The sequence below is a fragment of the Pectobacterium atrosepticum genome, from assembly GCA_019056595.1.
GTDB lineage: Bacteria > Pseudomonadota > Gammaproteobacteria > Enterobacterales > Enterobacteriaceae > Pectobacterium > Pectobacterium atrosepticum.
On record CP036163.1, the window covers coordinates 2,250,958 to 2,270,296 of the forward strand.

General features: G+C 50.3%; 23 protein-coding genes. 7 read left to right on the forward strand and 16 right to left on the reverse strand.

Going from position 1 to position 19,339, the window contains the following annotated elements; genetic code table 11:
• Positions 1 to 9 precede the first annotated feature (9 nt).
• The 12 genes from DCX48_10840 to DCX48_10895 form a co-directional block, all read right to left on the reverse strand.
• Complete coding sequence (locus DCX48_10840; GenBank protein ID QXE14961.1) at positions 10 to 639, reverse strand: 50S ribosomal protein L3; 630 nt, start codon at positions 637 to 639, stop codon at positions 10 to 12.
• Between the two features lie 32 nt (positions 640 to 671).
• Positions 672 to 983, reverse strand: coding sequence for a 30S ribosomal protein S10 (locus DCX48_10845; GenBank protein QXE14962.1), 312 nt, complete (start codon positions 981 to 983; stop codon positions 672 to 674).
• Positions 984 to 1,289: 306 nt separating this feature from the next.
• Positions 1,290 to 1,763 (reverse strand): bacterioferritin, encoded by a 474-nt coding sequence (locus tag DCX48_10850; protein ID QXE14963.1) that lies wholly within the window; start codon positions 1,761 to 1,763, stop codon positions 1,290 to 1,292.
• A gap of 72 nt (positions 1,764 to 1,835) precedes the next feature.
• Positions 1,836 to 2,030: a bacterioferritin-associated ferredoxin gene (locus DCX48_10855; protein QXE17217.1), complete on the reverse strand. Its 195-nt coding sequence runs from the start codon at positions 2,028 to 2,030 to the stop codon at positions 1,836 to 1,838.
• 203 nt (positions 2,031 to 2,233) lie between these two features.
• Positions 2,234 to 3,418, reverse strand: a complete 1,185-nt coding sequence (tuf, locus tag DCX48_10860) for an elongation factor Tu (GenBank protein ID QXE14964.1) — start codon at positions 3,416 to 3,418, stop codon at positions 2,234 to 2,236.
• A 69-nt stretch (positions 3,419 to 3,487) separates the two neighbouring features.
• The gene (gene fusA, locus DCX48_10865; GenBank protein ID QXE14965.1) at positions 3,488 to 5,602 is read right to left on the reverse strand and encodes an elongation factor G; all 2,115 of its coding nucleotides are present in this window, start codon (positions 5,600 to 5,602) and stop codon (positions 3,488 to 3,490) included.
• A gap of 96 nt (positions 5,603 to 5,698) precedes the next feature.
• Positions 5,699 to 6,169 carry a 30S ribosomal protein S7 gene (locus tag DCX48_10870; protein QXE14966.1) on the reverse strand — a complete coding sequence of 157 codons (471 nt, stop codon included), beginning with the start codon at positions 6,167 to 6,169 and terminating at the stop codon, positions 5,699 to 5,701.
• 96 nt (positions 6,170 to 6,265) lie between these two features.
• On the reverse strand, positions 6,266 to 6,640 hold the full coding sequence (locus DCX48_10875; GenBank protein QXE14967.1) for a 30S ribosomal protein S12: 375 nt from the start codon (positions 6,638 to 6,640) through the stop codon (positions 6,266 to 6,268).
• Between the two features lie 131 nt (positions 6,641 to 6,771).
• Positions 6,772 to 7,059 carry a sulfurtransferase complex subunit TusB gene (gene tusB, locus DCX48_10880; protein QXE14968.1) on the reverse strand — a complete coding sequence of 96 codons (288 nt, stop codon included), beginning with the start codon at positions 7,057 to 7,059 and terminating at the stop codon, positions 6,772 to 6,774.
• Between the two features lie 18 nt (positions 7,060 to 7,077).
• Positions 7,078 to 7,437 (reverse strand): sulfurtransferase complex subunit TusC, encoded by a 360-nt coding sequence (tusC, locus tag DCX48_10885; protein ID QXE14969.1) that lies wholly within the window; start codon positions 7,435 to 7,437, stop codon positions 7,078 to 7,080.
• A gap of 9 nt (positions 7,438 to 7,446) precedes the next feature.
• Positions 7,447 to 7,836: a sulfurtransferase complex subunit TusD gene (gene tusD / locus DCX48_10890; protein ID QXE14970.1), complete on the reverse strand. Its 390-nt coding sequence runs from the start codon at positions 7,834 to 7,836 to the stop codon at positions 7,447 to 7,449.
• On the reverse strand, positions 7,836 to 8,570 hold the full coding sequence (locus tag DCX48_10895; protein ID QXE17218.1) for a transcriptional regulator: 735 nt from the start codon (positions 8,568 to 8,570) through the stop codon (positions 7,836 to 7,838). Before DCX48_10895 ends, tusD begins: the two co-directional genes overlap by 1 nt.
• Positions 8,571 to 8,930: 360 nt before the next feature.
• Here DCX48_10895 and eptA point away from each other — a divergent pair, with 360 nt between their 5' ends.
• Genes eptA through pmrB form a run of 3 tightly spaced genes read left to right on the forward strand, consistent with a single transcriptional unit; the run spans position 8,931 to position 12,333 of the window.
• Positions 8,931 to 10,577: a phosphoethanolamine transferase EptA gene (gene eptA, locus DCX48_10900; GenBank protein QXE14971.1), complete on the forward strand. Its 1,647-nt coding sequence runs from the start codon at positions 8,931 to 8,933 to the stop codon at positions 10,575 to 10,577.
• Positions 10,574 to 11,242, forward strand: coding sequence for a two-component system response regulator PmrA (pmrA, locus tag DCX48_10905; GenBank protein QXE14972.1), 669 nt, complete (start codon positions 10,574 to 10,576; stop codon positions 11,240 to 11,242). The genes eptA and pmrA overlap by 4 nt, the downstream gene beginning before the upstream one ends.
• Positions 11,239 to 12,333, forward strand: a complete 1,095-nt coding sequence (gene pmrB, locus DCX48_10910) for a two-component system sensor histidine kinase PmrB (protein ID QXE14973.1) — start codon at positions 11,239 to 11,241, stop codon at positions 12,331 to 12,333. Before pmrA ends, pmrB begins: the two co-directional genes overlap by 4 nt.
• Positions 12,334 to 12,396: 63 nt before the next feature.
• Here pmrB and DCX48_10915 read toward each other — a convergent pair whose 3' ends face one another.
• Both DCX48_10915 and DCX48_10920 read right to left on the reverse strand, forming a co-directional pair.
• Entirely contained in the window at positions 12,397 to 13,668 is a 1,272-nt protein-coding gene (locus tag DCX48_10915) for a serine hydroxymethyltransferase (GenBank protein ID QXE14974.1), read from the reverse strand.
• Between the two features lie 32 nt (positions 13,669 to 13,700).
• Positions 13,701 to 14,513, reverse strand: coding sequence for a YggS family pyridoxal phosphate-dependent enzyme (locus DCX48_10920; GenBank protein ID QXE14975.1), 813 nt, complete (start codon positions 14,511 to 14,513; stop codon positions 13,701 to 13,703).
• A gap of 103 nt (positions 14,514 to 14,616) precedes the next feature.
• Between DCX48_10920 and DCX48_10925 the strand changes: the two genes are divergently transcribed.
• Entirely contained in the window at positions 14,617 to 16,113 is a 1,497-nt protein-coding gene (locus DCX48_10925; GenBank protein QXE14976.1) for a PLP-dependent aminotransferase family protein, read from the forward strand.
• 193 nt (positions 16,114 to 16,306) lie between these two features.
• On the opposite strand, the gene DCX48_10930 is transcribed toward DCX48_10925, so the two are convergent.
• Positions 16,307 to 17,125 carry an FKBP-type peptidyl-prolyl cis-trans isomerase gene (locus DCX48_10930; protein ID QXE14977.1) on the reverse strand — a complete coding sequence of 273 codons (819 nt, stop codon included), beginning with the start codon at positions 17,123 to 17,125 and terminating at the stop codon, positions 16,307 to 16,309.
• A 282-nt stretch (positions 17,126 to 17,407) separates the two neighbouring features.
• Here DCX48_10930 and DCX48_10935 point away from each other — a divergent pair, with 282 nt between their 5' ends.
• Complete coding sequence (locus tag DCX48_10935) at positions 17,408 to 17,626, forward strand: protein SlyX (protein QXE14978.1); 219 nt, start codon at positions 17,408 to 17,410, stop codon at positions 17,624 to 17,626.
• Positions 17,627 to 17,730: 104 nt separating this feature from the next.
• Here DCX48_10935 and DCX48_10940 read toward each other — a convergent pair whose 3' ends face one another.
• The gene (locus DCX48_10940) at positions 17,731 to 18,096 is read right to left on the reverse strand and encodes an HxlR family transcriptional regulator (protein ID QXE14979.1); all 366 of its coding nucleotides are present in this window, start codon (positions 18,094 to 18,096) and stop codon (positions 17,731 to 17,733) included.
• A gap of 91 nt (positions 18,097 to 18,187) precedes the next feature.
• Here DCX48_10940 and DCX48_10945 point away from each other — a divergent pair, with 91 nt between their 5' ends.
• Together DCX48_10945 and DCX48_10950 are read left to right on the forward strand one after the other, a co-directional pair.
• Positions 18,188 to 18,514: a nuclear transport factor 2 family protein gene (locus DCX48_10945; GenBank protein ID QXE14980.1), complete on the forward strand. Its 327-nt coding sequence runs from the start codon at positions 18,188 to 18,190 to the stop codon at positions 18,512 to 18,514.
• Positions 18,514 to 19,293, forward strand: a complete 780-nt coding sequence (locus tag DCX48_10950; GenBank protein ID QXE14981.1) for an SDR family oxidoreductase — start codon at positions 18,514 to 18,516, stop codon at positions 19,291 to 19,293. Before DCX48_10945 ends, DCX48_10950 begins: the two co-directional genes overlap by 1 nt.
• Positions 19,294 to 19,339: the final 46 nt, after the last annotated feature.

The following is a 19,339-nucleotide window of genomic DNA, read 5'->3' on the forward strand; positions in this document are numbered from 1 at the left end:
GCTATCCCCTTACGCCTTCACAGCTGGTTTAACGATCAGGTCGCTACCGGTAGCTCCCGGAACAGCACCTTTAACCAGCAGCAGGTTGCGCTCAGCGTCAACACGCACTACGTCCAGGCTCTGAACGGTTACACGTTCGTTACCCAGCTGGCCTGCCATTTTCTTGCCTTTGAACACTTTACCCGGGGTCTGGTTTTGACCGATAGAACCTGGGGCGCGGTGAGACAAGGAGTTACCATGCGTAGCATCCTGAGTACGGAAATTCCAGCGCTTAACTGTGCCAGCAAAACCTTTACCTTTAGATGTACCAGTAACGTCTACTTTTTTAATGTCTGCGAAAATTTCAACACTAATGCTCTGACCTACAGTGAACTCTTCGCCTTCAGACAGACGGAATTCACGCAGGGTACGGCCAGCTTCTACGCCAGCTTTAGCAAAGTGACCAGCTTCTGGTTTGGTAACACGGTTTGCTTTTTTAGCACCAGCAGTTACTTGCACAGCGCGGTAACCGTCGTTAGCCAGGTCTTTAACCTGAGTTACGCGGTTTGCTTCAATTTCGATAACAGTTACGGGGATAGATACGCCATCTTCAGTGAAGATACGGGTCATTCCCACTTTTTTACCGACTAAACCAATCATTGTTTCAACCTCTCAATCGCTCAATGACCTGATTAACCCAGGCTGATCTGCACGTCTACACCAGCAGCCAGATCCAGACGCATCAGAGCATCAACGGTTTTCTCGGTTGGCTCAACGATGTCAACCAGACGCTTGTGAGTGCGAATCTCATACTGATCGCGCGCATCTTTATTGACGTGCGGAGAAATCAGAATGGTAAAGCGCTCTTTGCGGGTCGGCAGCGGGATAGGACCACGTACTTGCGCACCAGTGCGCTTAGCAGTCTCGACGATTTCCGCAGTTGATTGATCAATCAGACGATGATCAAACGCTTTCAGACGGATACGGATTCTTTGGTTCTGCATGAGACCAGAGCTCCAATTATTTATAAACGTAAATAACTACTCCTCACACCCATTTCGATTGATGGGGGAGTGTAATCGTTGGCACATAACCCCCATATCGGGAGTATTGTTTTGGTCAATAAATGAATATTGACTCTCTGATTCGCATTGAATCAGGCTTACCTTGTTCAAGTAAGCTCGCGCATTATACGCAAATTGGAGGGGGAAGCAACAGGCAGGATGAAATGATTTTAAACGCGGCCGGAACGACGTCCATTAGTCCGGCCGAATTGAGGCACAAAGCACATAGTAGATTACGGTGCTATGTTACTCAGCTTTTAGCTGAGCCTGAAGATAGTTTTGTATACCAAGACGCGCAATCAAATCTAATTCAGTTTCCAACCAGTCAATGTGCCCTTCTTCATCGGCAAGAATCTCTATCATTAGATCCCTACTGACGTAGTCATGCACCGAATCAGAATAGGCAATCGCCTCACGCAGATTCTTTGCGCCATCTAACTCAAGTTGAAGATCAGAACGTAAGACTTCTTCGACATCTTCGCCAATATTTAATTTACCCAAATCCTGTAGATTCGGGATACCTTCGAGAAACAAGATTCGTTCGATGTAGCGATCAGCGTGCTTCATTTCGTCAATAGACTCATGATATTCGTGATCGTTAAGACGGGTTAAGCCCCAGTTTTTAAACATTCGGGCATGAAGAAAATATTGGTTAATAGCTACCAGCTCGTTGCCCAATAACTTATTCAGGTGTGTGATGACTTTTTTATCGCCTTTCATGACATGCTCCTCCGCTCCAGTTCTTAAAGTGTAGAACTGGTCAGCAGAGAGTCAAAAAAACGACCCTACATTTTATGCTACTTTATACATGTCAGGAATTTTAGCCTGCTCTTCCTCAAAAATAACACGCGCCTGACGAATGCACTTACCGCAATCTGTCCCGATAGGAACGAGTTTGCGTAATTGTTGCATAGATTGAGGCTGGTGCTGACGAACAGCATTACGAATGGCTTTGTCAGAAATTGCGTTGCATAAACAAACATACATACCAGAATGACTCATCGTTATTGCGGGTGTCTTTCGTACTGCCTTTCGAGACACTGCAAACGGTATTTTAAACCGCTCCTAGCGATTTTTTAACCAACCCAGTCATTGTAAATAAGAATTATTTTTATTTCAATTCCCACCTAATCATTGAGACGTAAAAAAAGGCACCGAAGTGCCTTTTTCATGCTTTAGTTTATCAGCGATTAAGCGATAACTTTAGCAACAACGCCCGCGCCTACAGTACGGCCGCCTTCACGGATTGCGAAACGCAAACCGTCGTCCATCGCGATTGGGTGGATCAGGGTTACAACCATTTTGATGTTGTCGCCCGGCATTACCATCTCTACGCCTTCTGGCAGTTCGATGGTACCCGTTACGTCAGTGGTACGGAAGTAGAACTGAGGGCGGTAGCCTTTGAAGAACGGAGTATGACGGCCGCCTTCATCTTTGCTCAGGATGTACACTTCTGATTCGAACTGGGTGTGCGGCTTGATTGAACCCGGTTTGGCCAGTACCTGACCACGCTCGATTTCTTCACGCTTGATACCACGCAGCAGAACACCAACGTTCTCGCCTGCACGACCTTCGTCCAGCAGTTTGCGGAACATTTCAACGCCGGTACAGGTTGATTTCACGGTATCTTTGATACCAACGATTTCAACTTCTTCACCGACTTTAACAATACCGCGCTCTACACGACCGGTAACAACGGTACCACGACCGGAGATGGAGAATACATCTTCGATTGGCAGCAGGAACGGCTTATCAATCGCACGCTCTGGTTCTGGAATATAAGAATCCAGGTAACCGGCCAGTTCGATGATTTTTGCTTCCCACTCAGCTTCGCCTTCCAGCGCTTTCAGTGCAGAACCACGAATAACCGGGATGTCGTCGCCTGGGAAATCGTACTGAGACAGCAGCTCACGCACTTCCATCTCAACCAGTTCCAGCAGCTCTTCGTCATCAACCATGTCGCATTTGTTCATGAATACGATCATGAACGGAACGCCAACCTGGCGACCCAGCAGGATGTGCTCACGGGTCTGAGGCATTGGGCCATCAGTCGCAGCAACAACCAGAATCGCGCCATCCATCTGAGCAGCACCGGTGATCATGTTTTTCACATAGTCGGCGTGTCCTGGGCAGTCAACGTGCGCATAGTGGCGAGCCGGGGTATCGTATTCAACGTGAGAAGTGTTGATGGTGATACCACGTGCTTTTTCTTCTGGTGCGTTATCGATCTGGTCGAATGCACGCGCGCTACCACCGTAGGTTTTAGCCAGAACGGTAGTGATTGCAGCGGTCAGCGTTGTTTTACCATGGTCAACGTGGCCGATAGTACCGACGTTAACGTGGGGTTTTGTACGTTCAAATTTTTCTTTAGACACGGCGATATTCCTTACTCAAATGCTCTCCCCCTATGGAGAGAGCACGGGATTTTGTTTTAACCCTGAGGCTTATTTACCACGGGCTTCAATTACGGCCTGAGCAACGTTGTTAGGCGCATCATCGTACTTCAGGAACTCCATGGAGTAAGAAGCACGGCCTTTGGTCAGAGAACGCAGTTGAGTTGCGTATCCGAACATTTCAGACAGCGGAACCTCAGCGTGAATCACAACGCCAGTAACGTTGGATTCCTGACCGCGCAGCATACCACGACGACGGCTAAGGTCACCGATGACGTCACCAGTGTTCTCTTCCGGCGTTTCAACTTCAACCTTCATGATCGGCTCAAGCAAAACAGGTTTTGCTTTCTTAAAGCCATCTTTAAAGGCGATAGAAGCAGCCAGTTTAAACGCCAATTCAGAGGAGTCAACGTCATGGTAAGAACCGAAGTGCAGACGCACACCGAGATCAACCACTGGGTAACCAGCCAGCGGACCCGCTTTCAGTTGTTCCTGGATGCCTTTATCAACGGCAGGGATGTATTCGCCAGGAATTACACCACCTTTGATGTCGTTGACGAACTCGTAACCTTTCGGATTTGAGCCCGGCTCCAGTGGGTACATGTCGATAACAACATGGCCATACTGACCACGACCACCAGACTGCTTGGCGTGTTTACCTTCAATATCGGTAACTTTCGAGCGAATTGCTTCACGATAAGCAACCTGTGGTTTACCCACGTTTGCTTCAACGTTGAATTCACGCTTCATACGGTCAACGATGATGTCGAGGTGCAGTTCACCCATACCAGCGATGATGGTCTGGTTAGATTCTTCATCAGTCCATACGCGGAAAGATGGGTCTTCTTTAGCCAGACGGCCCAATGCCAGACCCATTTTTTCTTGGTCAGCTTTGGTTTTCGGTTCTACCGCGATGGAAATTACCGGTTCTGGGAATTCCATACGTTCCAAAATGATAACATTGTTCGGATCACACAGCGTGTCACCCGTCGTTACATCTTTCAGACCGATAGCCGCAGCGATATCGCCCGCACGAACTTCTTTGATCTCTTCACGCTTGTTAGCGTGCATCTGAACGATACGACCAAAACGTTCACGTGCTGATTTAACTGGGTTCAGTACGGTATCTCCGGAGTTAACTACACCAGAGTACACACGGAAGAACGTCAGGTTACCCACGAATGGGTCAGTAGCGATTTTGAACGCCAGTGCAGAAAATGGCTCGTCATCATTAGCGTGACGCTCAGCCGGCGTATCTTTACCGTCATCCAAAAGACCGTTGATCGCAGGAACATCAGTCGGTGCTGGCAGGTAATCAATTACCGCATCCAACATCGCCTGAACACCTTTGTTCTTAAATGCAGAACCACAGGTTACCAAGATGACTTCGTTGTTCAGAACACGCTGACGCAGAGCTTTTTTGATCTCTTCTTCAGTCAGTTCTTCACCACCCAGGTATTTCTCCATCAGCTCTTCAGAAGCTTCAGCTGCGGATTCGATCAGGTTCTGGTGCCATTCGTCAGCCAGTTCCTGCATCTCAGCAGGGATATCTTCATAAGTGAAGGTAACGCCTTGATCGGCATCGTTCCAGTTGATGGCTTTCATTTTCACCAGGTCAACAACACCGGTGAAACCTTCTTCAGCACCAATAGCCAACTGTAGCGGAACAGGGTTCGCGCCCAGACGAGCTTTGATCTGACCAACAACTTTCAGGAAATTCGCACCCATGCGGTCCATTTTGTTAACGAACGCAATGCGTGGAACTTTATATTTGTTTGCCTGACGCCATACGGTTTCAGACTGCGGCTGAACACCACCAACTGCGCAGTAAACCATTACCGCACCATCCAGTACACGCATGGAACGTTCTACTTCGATAGTGAAGTCAACGTGTCCTGGGGTGTCGATGATGTTTACGCGATGCGGTTCATACTGCTTAGCCATACCAGACCAGAATGCAGTAGTCGCTGCGGAAGTGATAGTAATACCACGTTCCTGCTCCTGCTCCATCCAGTCCATGGTAGCTGCGCCGTCATGAACTTCACCGATTTTATGATTTACACCAGTGTAGAACAGAATACGTTCGGTAGTAGTGGTTTTACCGGCGTCGATGTGCGCACTGATACCGATGTTACGGTAGCGTGCGATGGGTGTTGTACGAGCCATTTGTATCCTCTATTTACTAGGGCGTTCAATTTAGTTAACCCAAGCGGGTTGGCTATTTTTAGCGCCCGCTTGGTTAGCATGACTACAGCGAAGGGATTACCAACGGTAGTGAGCGAACGCCTTGTTAGCTTCGGCCATACGGTGAACGTCTTCACGTTTCTTAACAGCAGTACCTTTGTTCTCTGCTGCATCAGAAAGTTCGTTCGCCAGGCGCAGAGCCATAGATTTATCACCGCGTTTACGAGCAGCTTCTACGATCCAACGCATTGCCAGCGCATTACGACGAACCGGACGGACTTCTACTGGTACCTGATAAGTAGAACCACCAACGCGGCGCGACTTAACTTCTACAGTCGGGCGAACGTTGTCCAGAGCTACTTCAAAAGCTTCCAGATGACCTTTACCAGAACGCTGAGCCAGGGTCTCCAGCGCGGTATAGACGATTGCTTCAGCAGTAGATTTTTTACCATCTACCATCAGGATGTTTACAAATTTAGCCAATAGTTCTGATCCGAACTTAGGATCTGGCAGAATTTTACGTTGACCAATGACGCGACGACGTGGCATGGAAATACTCCGTTGTTAATTCAGGATTGTCCAAAACTCTACGAGTTTAGTTTGACATTTAAGTTAAAACGTTTGGCCTTACTTAACGGAGAACCATTAAGCCTTTGGCTTCTTCACGCCGTATTTGGAACGGGATTGCTTACGGTCTTTAACACCTGAGCAGTCCAGCGCGCCACGAACGGTGTGGTAACGCACACCTGGCAGGTCTTTAACACGACCGCCACGGATCAGGATCACGGAGTGTTCCTGCAGGTTATGACCTTCACCGCCAATATAGGAGGTAACTTCAAAACCGTTAGTTAAACGAACACGACATACTTTACGCAGTGCGGAGTTCGGTTTTTTAGGGGTGGTAGTATATACACGGGTACATACGCCACGTTTCTGCGGGCAGGCTTCCAGCGCCGGAACGTTGCTTTTAGCAGCCTTCAGGGAGCGTGGTTTGCGTACCAGCTGGTTAATCGTTGCCATTCAAAAAGCTCCTGGGTTTTGCTTCGTAAACACGTAATAAATCGCCTCATGTTTGCGCAAGGCAAAGTATGAGGACGCAGAATTCTAGGGCTGGCAGTGGAAGGAGTCAAGAAATATACAAAAATTCGGCGTTACCACGCGAGTTGCTGCGGATGTTCCACTGTCAGTTGAACAAACTCATTATAGCCAATGAGCACGACACTGTTTGAAATTTGTTCAGTCATACCTCTTGCCTCAGTATCAGGCCGGAGCGCATAGAGAAGAACCGCTGAATCAAGAAGACGGTGAATAATGTCTCCACCAACCAGAGCAGCAATCACACCATCTTGTAGTAAGACTAAAGCATCACCCTGCTCCAAACTACGCAAAAGCGTATCCAGGTCAGCGTGATAAGGAGAACATGAGAGCGTATGCAACATAAATGGAAAGGCCCGTCGCTAGAATGAAAGGATGGAATGATAATCGGCCAGCTTGCTGCGCCATGCTTTTGGCGCTAACAACTCCACATCCAAAACCCAATTCGTATCTATACTCAACCCGCGCTGGCGCACGGAAGCCTCGCACAGATAGCAACATTCGATATCGTACAACGGCAGTACGCCAAACGTTGCAATATAATTACGCATCAGAATCTTTTCCGGCTGTTGATGCGGCAGCAGTTGAAGCACACCATCGCCAACAAAAAACACGCCAATCTCTTCCGTCAGTGCCGACATCGCCAATAGCGCATCCAGCCCTTCGCGCCCAGACGTACTCCCATGTGGAGAATGCGTAAAAACAAATGCGACTCGCTTCATAACGCTACCTTAAAACTGAATAACCCGATCGCAGGTCAGCACCGATTGAGCCAGCTCACCCAGTCCACTCAGAATAAAACCGGGTTGCAAATTCGCTCCCACAAGGTTGAGCTGGGTAGCTTGCTGAGAGTCGGCAATGCCTCGGCGTAGCGCGGCGGCAACGCAAACATTCAGCGCTACCTGATGCACGTCGCCCAACTGTTGCCAGCCACGCACAAGATCAAACTCATCGTTAGCCGGTGATGTCAGTTGGTTAGCATTCAGTACGCCTTCCCGATAAAAGAACACGCTTTCCAGCTTATGTCCCTCAGCCAACAGCGCCTGAGCAAACTGTAACGCGCTACTCGCTTGCTGTGTGCCGTAAGCAGGGCCAGTCACCAGCAAGCAGTAACTCAGCATCAACGTTCGTGCCCGCTGAAATCGCCGCTTTTGAATTGACGAATATAAAGATAAACAGTGTGTTTGGAGATATTAAGGCGTTCGGCGACCTGGTTAATGGCGTCTTTAATATCAAAGATGCCTTTCTCGTACAGGCTCAGTACGATTTGGCGATTTTTCGCATTATTGGAGACATTGCGATCCGCATTGACTTCCTCAATAGAGAATTCCAGCGTTTGTGCCACCAGATCGTCAACGGATGATGCGAAGTTAACAGAAGACGCAGCGTCATGCGTTTCAGGTGGAATAAAGGTCTGCACGATCTGGGAGAAAGGTACATCCAAATTCATGTTGATACACAACAACCCAACCACGCGCTGATCGCGATTACGGATCGCAATCGTCACTGATTTCATCAACACGCCGCTTTTTGCGCGGGTAAAATAGGCCTTCGACACGCTGCTATCTTCGCCTGCCATATCATGCAGCATGCGCAATGCAAGATCCGTAATCGGCGAGCCAATTTTCCTGCCGGTATGTTCTCCATTCGCAATACGCACGGCGGAACATTTAAGATCCTCAAGCGAATGCAATACAATCTCACAGTGCTCGCCAATCAACATGGCCAAGCCATCAACCACTGCTTCATACGATTTCAGGATCTCATAGTCCGTTTGACTGAACGGCCGTTCATCCAGCAAATCAAGCTCATAAGATTCGCCAGATACAAGCGAATTAGACATGGCAGACACCACCCTCAACGTCATTTATCCCGTAAATAATTCGAGTTGCGTGACAAAACGTTAGCGTTTTGAACAACGCTCTGCGTGGCCCTTTAGGACAAGGCCCATTTATGAGCCTTGTAACGCGGCAACCGCGCAAATCCTCAGGAGCTTACATCAGTAAGTGACTGGGGTCAGTGAGGACGGCCAACGCACAAGCAGCTTGAAGTATGACGGATATATTTATTTTGTATTGACAGGGGACATAGTCTAGCAAATGTCCACTCTCGCGTCCCTGAATTTCACGGGTTACCTCTTAAGGTTGTATTAATTTAATCCCGCTAGAATCTGCGTCTTCTTTCCTCTCCATAATGGAAATCACGAGAGACGTGTATGAAAAATCTAATACCAATGGGCAGACCACACCTAAGCAGCATCACGTTTGTGCTGATATTTTCTGCCTTTATTACTCTGGTCCAGAACATCGCCTACTACCGTCAGACGCTGCAACTGCTGGATATGACAGACTGGATCAATATCCCTTTCTTCCTCAGTATGCCGGTAGTGATTTTCGCAGTGCTGAATATCATTTTCACGCTTCTGGCCGCCCCTTATCTGCGTAAGGCCGCCATTGTTTTCTTCCTGCTGTCCGGCGCTGCAGTGCAATACTTTATGCTGAACTACGGCATTATCATTGACCGGACCATGATCCAGAATATCGTTGAGACGACGGCCAGCGAGTCCTTTTCGCTTCTTACGCCACAGCTTATCGTCTGGGTATTTTTCACTGGCGTCATTCCGGCTGCGCTCGCCATATGGATAAAAATAAAACCCGCCAAGCCAACAACGCTCTATATTGGCCTGCGCGTTCTCAGCGTCATTATCTCGTTATTCGCTATTTTATCTGTCGCAGCATTCTTTTATAAAGATTACGCCTCGTTCATGCGTAATAACAAAGAGTTGGTAAAAGCAATTACGCCCAGCAATATTGTGGCAGCCAGTTTGTCCTACCATAAGCATAGCGCGCTGGCTAATTTGCCTCTGGTGCAAATTGGTCTGGATGCCCACAAGGTGCCGCCGTCATCCCCTACTGCAAAAAAGAATCTGGTTATTCTGGTGGTCGGCGAAACATCTCGGGCGCAAAACTTTTCGCTGGGTGGCTATGGGAAGGAAACCAATCCGCTTCTGGCGAAGGACAACGTTATTTATTTTGAAAACACGTCATCGTGCGGCACATCAACAGGTGTTTCCGTTCCATGCATGTTTTCCAACATGCCGCGCCAAGGGTTTGATGGTGGCTTAGCCAGCCATCAGGAAGGGCTACTCGATATATTACAACGGGCAAAAGTTAACGTGCTCTGGCAGGAAAATGACGGTGGCTGCAAAGATGCCTGCACACGTGTGCCAACGGTTGATGTGACATCGCTGAAACTACCGGGGTTATGCACCACCGGCGAGTGCCACGATGAAGCGTTATTCCACGGCGTAGAGGACTATATTAACAAGCTCGATAATGATGGGATTATTGTATTACATACGATAGGCAGCCACGGCCCGAGCTATTACCAGCGCTATCCTGACTCATTTAAGAAATTTACCCCAACCTGTGATACCAATCAGATTCAAACCTGTACGCAGGAAGCACTGACTAACACGTATGACAATACCATTCTGTATGTCGATTTTTTTCTGGATAAAACGATCGGTTTACTGAAACAGCATCAGGATAAATTTAATACCTCACTGGTTTATCTATCCGACCACGGCGAATCGTTAGGCGAGAACGGCATCTACCTGCACAGCATGCCCTACTCTATTGCGCCGAAGCAGCAAACGCACGTACCGATGTTGATGTGGTTATCAACGGATTACCAGCAGCAACAGGCGATTCAAGACACCTGTCTGCGCCAGAACGCGAAGCAGCAGGATTACTCGCAAGATAATCTTTTCCATACCATACTGGGGATGTTTACTATCGCCACGAAAGAATATCAGCCTCAGCTCGATATCCTCCAGCCGTGCAGGGATAAGACAACATGAAATTATTGATTGTTGAAGACGATAAGCTGTTGCAGGAAGGATTATTATTGGCACTGAGTCATGAAGGTTATGCCTGCGATTGCGCAGGCACGGCCAAAGAAGCGGACGCGCTCATCAACAGCGCGCACTACAGTCTGGTGATTCTCGATCTTGGTTTACCGGACGACGACGGGCTCGCGTTGTTATCACGCTGGCGTAAGAATAATTACCAACATCCCGTACTCATCTTAACGGCGCGGGATAAGGTCAACGATCGCGTCAGCGGGTTGGATGTCGGTGCAGACGATTATCTCGCCAAGCCTTTTGCACTGACGGAATTACAGGCGCGCGTACGCGCGCTGATTCGCCGCAATCAGGGATCGAGCAACAGCAAGATACAGGTCGACAACATTACGCTGGATTTAAACAACCAGCAGGTATTGTTGGACGAAAAGCCGGTGGTACTGACGCCGAAAGAGTTCGCGATACTTTCCCGCTTGATGCTGAAAGCCGGTTCTCAGGTACACCGAGAGCTTCTGCATCAGGATATTTATGCCTGGAACGACGACCCGTCCTCGAATTCGCTTGAGGTACATATCCACAACCTGCGTCAAAAGATAGGCAAAGACCGTATCCGGACCCTGCGAGGCTTTGGCTACCTGCTGACCAAAGGGGAACAACCATGAAGGGCGACACCGACGCCGTCACCAGCATGCGTCGCCGTTTGGTGCTGGCACTGGGCGGCATCCTCCTCGTCTGCCAGATGATCAGCGTATTCTGGCTCTGGCACGAAAGCGAAGAACAGATCGGCCTGCTGGTTGATAAATCCCTGAGCGCCAGCGCCCAGAACATGCAGATCGATCAAGAGATTAATGAGGCTATAGCATCCCTCAGTATCCCAAGTCTGGTCATGGTCATCCTAACATTGCTCATGTGCTTTCAGGCTGTCACTTGGATCACCCGCCCGCTTTCCCGTCTACAGGAAGAATTGCAGGATCGCACGGCCGAAAATCTGGAACCGCTGCCACAGCAGAGTGATATTAAAGAAATCGCCGCTGTCACCCATACCATAAACCAGCTTTTTCAACGCCTTGACGAAACGTTGAAACGCGACAGGCAATTTACTGCCGATGTCGCCCATGAGTTACGAACTCCGCTAGCCGGTATTCGGTTGCATCTTGAATTACACCAGCAGCAACATCAGATTGACTGTAGCCCACTCATCAAACGTATTGATAAGATGGCGAAGACGGTGGAACAACTCTTACAGCTTGCGCGTGTCGGACAAGAGTTTTCGGCAGGCCACCACGAGAATGTCGCATTCCTGAAAGACGTTATTTTTCCCATGCAGGATGAACTGGATGAAATGTTGCAAAAGCGTCAGCAAACGCTGAAATGGGTATTACCGCAAGAAGATATAACTCTTCACGGTGATGCCACATTACTTCAATTGCTGTTACGCAATCTGGTAGAAAATGCCTATCGCTATAGCCCAGAAGCAAGCCAGATCACAGTTAGCCTGACCACACAGCAACACATTGAACTACAGATCGAAGATGAAGGGCTGGGTATCGATGAAAGTAAGGTTGGTGAATTAAGTAAGGCATTTGTTCGCATGGACAGCCGCTATGGTGGTATCGGCCTCGGGCTGAGTATCGTGACGCGCATTGCTCAGTTGCACGATGGACAGTTTTTCCTCAGCAACCGACCGCAAGGTTCTGGTGCACTCGCGCGGGTAGTATTAACCACTCCTAACGAATACCCAGATTCAGCCTGAATAACAACAATAGAAAATATACGTCAAAATAACACCACGACGGCACATCCCTGTGCGCATGCCTTATTGATACACAGGATAACGGTGGCACAGTGCTACTACCTGCTCGCGAACACGATCGCGTATCACCGTTAATTCTTCATTCCCGGCACCCAGCCCATCCAGCACATCACATAGCCACCCCGCCAGTTGCTCGCACTCTGTCACACCGAAACCACGTGTCGTCACGGCTGGTGTACCAATACGCAGGCCTGAGGTAACAAAAGGTGAACGCGGGTCGTTAGGCACTGAGTTCTTATTTGCCGTGATATAAGCATCACTCAGCGCGGCGTCGGCATCCTTGCCGGTATACGGCTTGGCGGACAGGTCGATCAGCAGCAAATGGTTGTCAGTGCCGTCGGAGACGATCTTGTAACCACGCTGCTGGATAATACGCGCCATTGTTCGAGCATTGGCCACCACCTGACGCTGATAAACCGTGAACTCAGGGCGTAGCGCTTCCTTGAAGGCCACCGCTTTGGCCGCAATAACGTGCATCAGCGGGCCGCCTTGAATACCGGGGAACACGGCGGCGTTGAGCTTTTTGTAAAAATCCTCACTCTGCCCCTTGGCCAAAATAATGCCACCGCGCGGGCCGCGCAGGGTCTTATGCGTTGTACTGGTCACAACATGAGCGTGAGGGAGCGGGTTCGGGTATTCACCCGCCGCCACTAAACCAGCAACATGAGCCATATCCACCCAGAAGATAGCTCCCACTTTGTCAGCAATAGTGCGCATACGCGCCCAGTCCTTATGGCGTGAATAGGCGGAAAATCCTCCTATTAACATTTTTGGCCGGTTTTCCAAGGCAATACGTTCCATTTCGTCGTAATCGATAAGCCCTGTTTTAGAATCAAGCCCATAAGGCACGATCTTGTAGTGGCGACCAGAGAAGTTGGAAGGGTTACCGTGGGTCAAATGCCCGCCCTGAGCCAAATTCATACCCATCACGGTGTCGCCTGGGTTAGTCAATGCCAGAAACACGGCCGCATTCGCCTGAGCACCGGCATGGGGCTGGACGTTAGCGTAATCGCAGTCAAACAGCACTTTGGCTCGCTCGATAGCAAGGCGTTCGGCTACGTCAACATACTCGCAGCCGCTGTAATAGCGCTTGCCGGGGTAACCTTCTGCATATTTGTTGGTGAACACAGAATTCTGGATCGCCATCACCAGCGGACTGGCATAATTCTCTGAAGCGATGAGTTCAACGTGGGTTTCCTGACGGTCTTCTTCATGCAGGATGGCATCGGCTAATTCGGGGTCGAAGTCGGTAAGAGTCAAAGAGGTGTCATACATGGGCATCATCCTATGCGTTAATCGTTGGTTTTTTAAAGGTGTACTTCTGTGGTGGTTTCATCAGGCCAGTAGTAACTATCCGGTAAAGGGCGCGCACCGAAGATCGCCTGACCGACGCGTACTACGGTGGCACCCTCCTCGATCGCGATCTCAAAATCGCCGGACATCCCCATGGATAATTCATCCAGCCGGATGTCGACAGGCGCGTTTTGCTGCAACCTATCGCGTAGGTTACGCAGTCGAATAAAACACTGTCGTACACGTTCGGCCTCGCTGGAGAACAATGCCAGCGTCATGAGTCCACGCACACGTAGCGCAGAAAATGCGGGAAGCGCCTGAATAAAAGCGGGTACGTCTTCAGGAGAAAGGCCGTACTTACTCGCCTCGCCGGAGGTGTTAACCTGCACGAAGACGTCCAATGAGCGTCCTTCAACATGTAAGCGGCGATCCAACGCTTCAGCCAGTCGCAGGCTATCCAATGCCTGAAATTCGCTAGCGAAGCGAGCCACCAGCTTAGCCTTGTTGGTTTGCAGGTGACCAATGACCGACCACTGTAAGTCGGCTAAGTCCTGCATGGCTTCCCATTTGCCGTACGCCTCCTGCACCTTGTTCTCACCCAATATCCGGCAACCTGCTGTATAGGCCATACGCAGGCGACTTTCTGGCTTGGTCTTGCTGACTGGCAGCAAGCGCACTGTTGCAGGATCGCGGCCGACGCGGTGACAGGCCGCCGCGATGCGCATCTGCACCGCTGCCAGATTAAATTGAAAATCCTCAACCGTGGCAGCGTCGGGATAGCGACCGTGGCTGTCGTGGCGGGTGGGTGTATCGGAAGATATCGGCATCAGCCTAACTCCTGATGAAGAGGATGAATGGGTTGTGAAACGTATTTATAGATTTAAAATAGCCGGATGTTCCCCACCATTTCCTTCACTAGAGGCAGACCAATTGTTCAAACACGCCCAGCTTGAATCTGTCAAAGCCTGGATTGGCGATCCCGCACACGGCGCTTTGCCCCTGCATGCTCGTATACAGCGGGCGATTCGCCAGCTCATTCTTGATGGCATTCTCGACGTGGGAAAATCCTTACCCGCATCGCGTGCGCTGGCTACATCACTGGGGGTTTCGCGTGATACGGTCGAATCAGCTTACAGCCAGCTGCATGCCGAAGGGTTCATTGAGCGTCGCGTTGGCAGCGGCAGTTTCGTGTCAGAGCGGGCAAAACGTCTGTCAGGACGAGGTAAAGCCAGGAAAACAGGAGATAGCAAAGCAGAGCTGCGTCTCAGCCAACGCGGTAGCGCCATGTTCCAGAATGGCGGTGTACGTGATTTCATCATACCGCGAGCCTTCGCGCCCGGCGTGCCGGAAACACGCAGCTTTCCTCTCCAGACGTGGGAACGGCTGGAACGGCAGGTGCTAAAAGAATATGGCACTCAGGCGCTGCTACACAGTCCACCACAGGGTATGGAAGTGTTGAGACGAGCCATCGCAGATTATGTCAATCTCGAACGAGGAGCCCGCGCTACGCCCGACCGCGTGTTAGTGTTGACCAGTTCCCAGCAAGCGCTAACCCTGTGCGCGAATGTGCTGATGGATGCTGGCGATAGGATCTTTCTTGAAGATCCTGTGTACCACGGCGCACGTAAAGCATTCGAGGCCGCCGGGCTCGCGTGCGTGCCGATATCGTTAGATGCCGATGGTTTGCAGGTCGATCACCTACTTGAAGCAAGCAGCGGACACAATGCACCTGCTAAAGCCGTATTCCTGACCCCTTCACACCAGTTTCCAACCGGCGCGACGCTGGTGTTGGATCGGCGGCTGGCAGTGATCGAATGGGCCTGGCAGAACCAAAGCTGGATTATTGAAGACGACTATGACAGTGAATTTCACTACGCAGGTAAACCCACCGCCTGCGTACAGGGACTCGACCCGCACGATCGCACGATCTATATCGGCACCTTCACCAAATCATTGTTTCCCGGTCTGCGCATCGGCTACATCATATTACCGCCACAGTTGGTTGCTCCTATGACCGTGGCCCGCACCCTTATGGATGGGCATAGCGCGCCGATTCCACAGCTTACGCTAGCACGCTTTATCGAAGGCGGCCACTTCGGTGCCCATGTACGCACGATGCGCACCATTTACGCGGAACGCCGCGATGTGCTGGCACAACTGGTGCGCCAGCATCTGGCTGATTTCGTAGAACCGCGGGTGCCGACCGGAGGCATGCAGATGCCCTGTATCTTCATCCGTGACATCTCAGAACACGATGCGGTGGAATACGCGCGCCGGGCCGGTATCGATCTGCTAGGGCTGACACCGCTGCATGCGTCGGGTCTCCATAAAGCAGGCTTTCTTATGGGATTTGCCGCCCACGCTCCGCATGAACTGGAAATTGCCGTCAAGACGTTGGCGAAGGTGTTACGTGCGCTGTGCCGCTAATCAGCGGTAAGCGGTAAGCGGTAAGTGATAGGTATGGAACCGTCACAGTCAGTTGGAAAATAGCTGTCAGACTGAAGATAAGCGTCATTGAAAGACGATGAGCGGGAAAAGGAATTCGATCGCAGGGAGTAGCTGTGAAACAAAAAAAAACCGCAGGGCAATGCCTGCGGTCATATCGCAATGATAGCGATGCTTATTTAGCGGTTTTCTCTGCGGCAGCTGGTTTTTCAGCTTTCGCATCATCCGCTGCTTTCAAGTCAGCTTCAGATTTAATGTCCAACAGTTCAACGTCAAACACCAGCGTAGAGTTAGCCGGGATACCAGGTACACCGTTTTCGCCATAGGCCTGTGCTGGCGGGATAGCCAACTTGATTTTGCCGCCTTTCTTAACGTGCTTCAGACCTTCAGTCCAGCCAGGGATCACACCGTCCAGACGGAAAGAAAGCGGCTCACCACGTTTGTAGGAGTTGTCGAACTCGCTACCGTCGACTAGCGTACCTTTGTAGTTAACCACTACAGTATCGCTGTCTTTCGGCGCGTTGCCGCTACCTTCTTTCTCAACCTGATACAGAAGGCCAGATTCAGTTTTCTTCACGCCTTTTTCTTTAGCAAAGGACTCAAGATACTTGGCGCCTTTATCAGCGTTATCTTTCGCATCTTGCTTCATCTTGGCTTCAGCAGCAGCTTTAACTTTACCTTCAAAGCCTTGCAGTGTTTTTTCGATTTCTTCGTCAGTCAGCTTGCTCTTATCAGCAAAGGCATCCTGAACACCAGCAATCAGCTGATCCTTATCCAGCTTGATACCTAATTTTTCCTGCTCTTTCAGAGAGTTATCCATGTAACGCCCTAAAGATGCACCTAACGCGTAAGCCGCTGCCTGCTCATCGTTTTTGAATTTGGCTGCCGTAGTACTCTCAGACGCCTGTGCCTTGTCTGCTGCCAGAGCCTGGCCCGCGTTCAGAGCCAGAGCCATCGTTGTTGCTAACAGCGTTACTTTAAACAGTGATTTCATCCATTTCTCCAGCATCTGGAGCGACACGCTCCAGCCATCATTAAAATAAATTCGCGCCTACTATAACTGTGCGGACGAAGACAACACAACGACGCACTCGACAATCCTTTGATAAAAAACGTCAGGAAGCTTTTCCGACATCATTTGTATCGTCCTAAGGCCATCTGGCAACGATATGCCCCATTCCGGATACTTCATTGCGCCTTACTGCGACCGTTTTTACTACCAGAAGTTTCCGCTTTCTGACAAACTCGCGGGTAACAAGAAGTAAGGGGAATACCGATGTCACCATCAGCACTCGAAGAACGACTTGAACAGTTGGAAAGCCGACAGGCCTTTCAGGAATTAACCATAGAAGACCTTAACCAAACGGTTATTCAACACGAGCGGGAAATTAGCCGCCTGCGTGAGCACGTCCGTCTACTCACCGACAGGCTGCGCAACCAGCAAACGTCGCTCGTCGCCCCACAGTCGGAAGAAACGCCACCGCCGCATTACTGAGACGCGTAGCGCGTTGTCTCACCCCGAGGCGATGCAGCGAGATCTGGCGCAACACTCGGAGCGTTCAGTCCTAATGGCAAAGCGGATCGTCGATCCGCCAAGCATCAGTCGATGACCTTCTCGTCCTCGGCTGCCTTCGAAAGGAAATCGTCGCGCTGTTCTGCCCATTTCAGCATTGCATCCAGTGCTGGGCACAAGGCTTGCCCCCATTCTGTGAGCCGATATTCAACCTTGGGCGGCACCTGAGGATACAGCTTCCTTGAAACGATGCCATCGGCCTCTAGTTGCCGCAGTTGCTGAGCCAGCATCTTCTGGGAAATACCCGGAATCAACCTTTCTAAATCCGAATAGCGTTGTACTTTTCCATCGAAAAGGTGGAAAAGAATGATGAGTTTCCAGCGGCCCTCAAGCAGTCGGAGAACTTCTTCCACGCCAAGTGCAGCGGTGTCTGGTGTGTATACTTTTCTCATAACTCAGTAACTTACTTTTTTGTGCGTTCTTGATAAATAGATAGTCTATGGTGAAAATACCTGTACGGCAAACTATAGCGAGAACACGCTCATGTCCCTTTCACTACCAAACGCTGTTTCTACCTATTTCGAAATCAGCAACGGATCAGACATTGCTCAAATAGTTCATTGCTTCACGCAGGATGCCGCCGTCGTTGACGAAGGCCAGATATACCGAGGTCACACTGCCATCCAGTCTTGGCAGCGTGAGACTCAGAAAAAATTTGAGTACACCGTTGAGCTTGTCAGCCTGACCCGAGACGGCGATCGTTTATCAATCACCGCCAATGTTGTTGGCAACTTCCCCGGTAGCCCTGTACAGCTTGACCATCTGTTTGATCTGGCAGGCGGCAAGATCACGTCACTGGAGATTGGCTGATGTCCATGCGCATGGAATTACAAGATAAACGCGTCCTTGTGACAGCAGGCACCAAGGGGGTCGGAAAAGCTGTCGTTGGTTTGTTTCGCGAACTCGGAGCAAAAGTGCTCACAACGGCACGGGAGCAGCCAACCGATGAATCAGCAGACATCTTTGTCGCTGCCGACCTGATGACGGCCGAAGGCTGCAATACGGTGGCAAATGCAGTCATTGCCAACTTTGGAAGCGTGGACATCATCATCCATGTCCTGGGTGGCTCAACAGCACCCGGGGGAGGCTTCGCAGCATTGGGAGAAGACGAATGGCAGCGCGAACTGAACCTCAATCTGTTGCCTGCCGTTCGCCTAGATCGCATATTGCTGCCTGGCATGCTGGCACAAGGCTCTGGCGTTATCATTCACGTCACATCGATCCAGCGTGAACTTCCCTTGCCTGAATCGACTACCGCTTATGCCGCCGCGAAGGCCGCGCTTTCGACATACAGTAAAAGCCTGTCGAAAGAAGTGTCACCTCAAGGTGTTCGCGTCGTTCGAGTTGCACCAGGGTGGATTGAAACCGAAGCATCTGTTGCTCTGGCAGAGCGGCTCGCCTTGCAGGCGGGAACTGACTATGAGGGTGGTAAGCAGATCATCATGAATTCGCTTGGAGGCATTCCATTGGGTCGGCCGTCTAGGCCGATTGAGGTAGCCAATCTCATTGCCTTCTTGGCATCGCCACGCGCCGCAACGATCACAGGTACAGAGTACGTGATTGATGGTGGCACGATTCCAACCGTATAGGCGGCACGAAAAATGACAGGCAATACGGGGCCAAAAACTCGTTACC

What these genes read in the sequence shown, in the direction of transcription:
- DCX48_10870 (QXE14966.1), bottom strand. Translation starts at nt 6,169, where the DNA reads ATGCCACGTCGTCGCGTCATTGGTCAACGTAAAATTCTGCCAGATCCT.
- pmrB (QXE14973.1), top strand. Translation starts at nt 11,239, where the DNA reads ATGAAGGGCGACACCGACGCCGTCACCAGCATGCGTCGCCGTTTGGTG.
- eptA (QXE14971.1), top strand. Translation starts at nt 8,931, where the DNA reads ATGAAAAATCTAATACCAATGGGCAGACCACACCTAAGCAGCATCACG.
- DCX48_10915 (QXE14974.1), bottom strand. Translation starts at nt 13,668, where the DNA reads ATGTATGACACCTCTTTGACTCTTACCGACTTCGACCCCGAATTAGCC.
- DCX48_10950 (QXE14981.1), top strand. Translation starts at nt 18,514, where the DNA reads ATGTCCATGCGCATGGAATTACAAGATAAACGCGTCCTTGTGACAGCA.
- tusB (QXE14968.1), bottom strand. Translation starts at nt 7,059, where the DNA reads ATGTTGCATACGCTCTCATGTTCTCCTTATCACGCTGACCTGGATACG.
- DCX48_10850 (QXE14963.1), bottom strand. Translation starts at nt 1,763, where the DNA reads ATGAAAGGCGATAAAAAAGTCATCACACACCTGAATAAGTTATTGGGC.
- DCX48_10920 (QXE14975.1), bottom strand. Translation starts at nt 14,513, where the DNA reads ATGCCGATATCTTCCGATACACCCACCCGCCACGACAGCCACGGTCGC.
- DCX48_10930 (QXE14977.1), bottom strand. Translation starts at nt 17,125, where the DNA reads ATGAAATCACTGTTTAAAGTAACGCTGTTAGCAACAACGATGGCTCTG.
- tusD (QXE14970.1), bottom strand. Translation starts at nt 7,836, where the DNA reads ATGCTGAGTTACTGCTTGCTGGTGACTGGCCCTGCTTACGGCACACAG.
- DCX48_10855 (QXE17217.1), bottom strand. Translation starts at nt 2,030, where the DNA reads ATGTATGTTTGTTTATGCAACGCAATTTCTGACAAAGCCATTCGTAAT.
- DCX48_10840 (QXE14961.1), bottom strand. Translation starts at nt 639, where the DNA reads ATGATTGGTTTAGTCGGTAAAAAAGTGGGAATGACCCGTATCTTCACT.
- DCX48_10935 (QXE14978.1), top strand. Translation starts at nt 17,408, where the DNA reads ATGTCACCATCAGCACTCGAAGAACGACTTGAACAGTTGGAAAGCCGA.
- pmrA (QXE14972.1), top strand. Translation starts at nt 10,574, where the DNA reads ATGAAATTATTGATTGTTGAAGACGATAAGCTGTTGCAGGAAGGATTA.
- DCX48_10845 (QXE14962.1), bottom strand. Translation starts at nt 983, where the DNA reads ATGCAGAACCAAAGAATCCGTATCCGTCTGAAAGCGTTTGATCATCGT.
- tusC (QXE14969.1), bottom strand. Translation starts at nt 7,437, where the DNA reads ATGAAGCGAGTCGCATTTGTTTTTACGCATTCTCCACATGGGAGTACG.
- DCX48_10940 (QXE14979.1), bottom strand. Translation starts at nt 18,096, where the DNA reads ATGAGAAAAGTATACACACCAGACACCGCTGCACTTGGCGTGGAAGAA.
- DCX48_10945 (QXE14980.1), top strand. Translation starts at nt 18,188, where the DNA reads ATGTCCCTTTCACTACCAAACGCTGTTTCTACCTATTTCGAAATCAGC.
- DCX48_10875 (QXE14967.1), bottom strand. Translation starts at nt 6,640, where the DNA reads ATGGCAACGATTAACCAGCTGGTACGCAAACCACGCTCCCTGAAGGCT.
- fusA (QXE14965.1), bottom strand. Translation starts at nt 5,602, where the DNA reads ATGGCTCGTACAACACCCATCGCACGCTACCGTAACATCGGTATCAGT.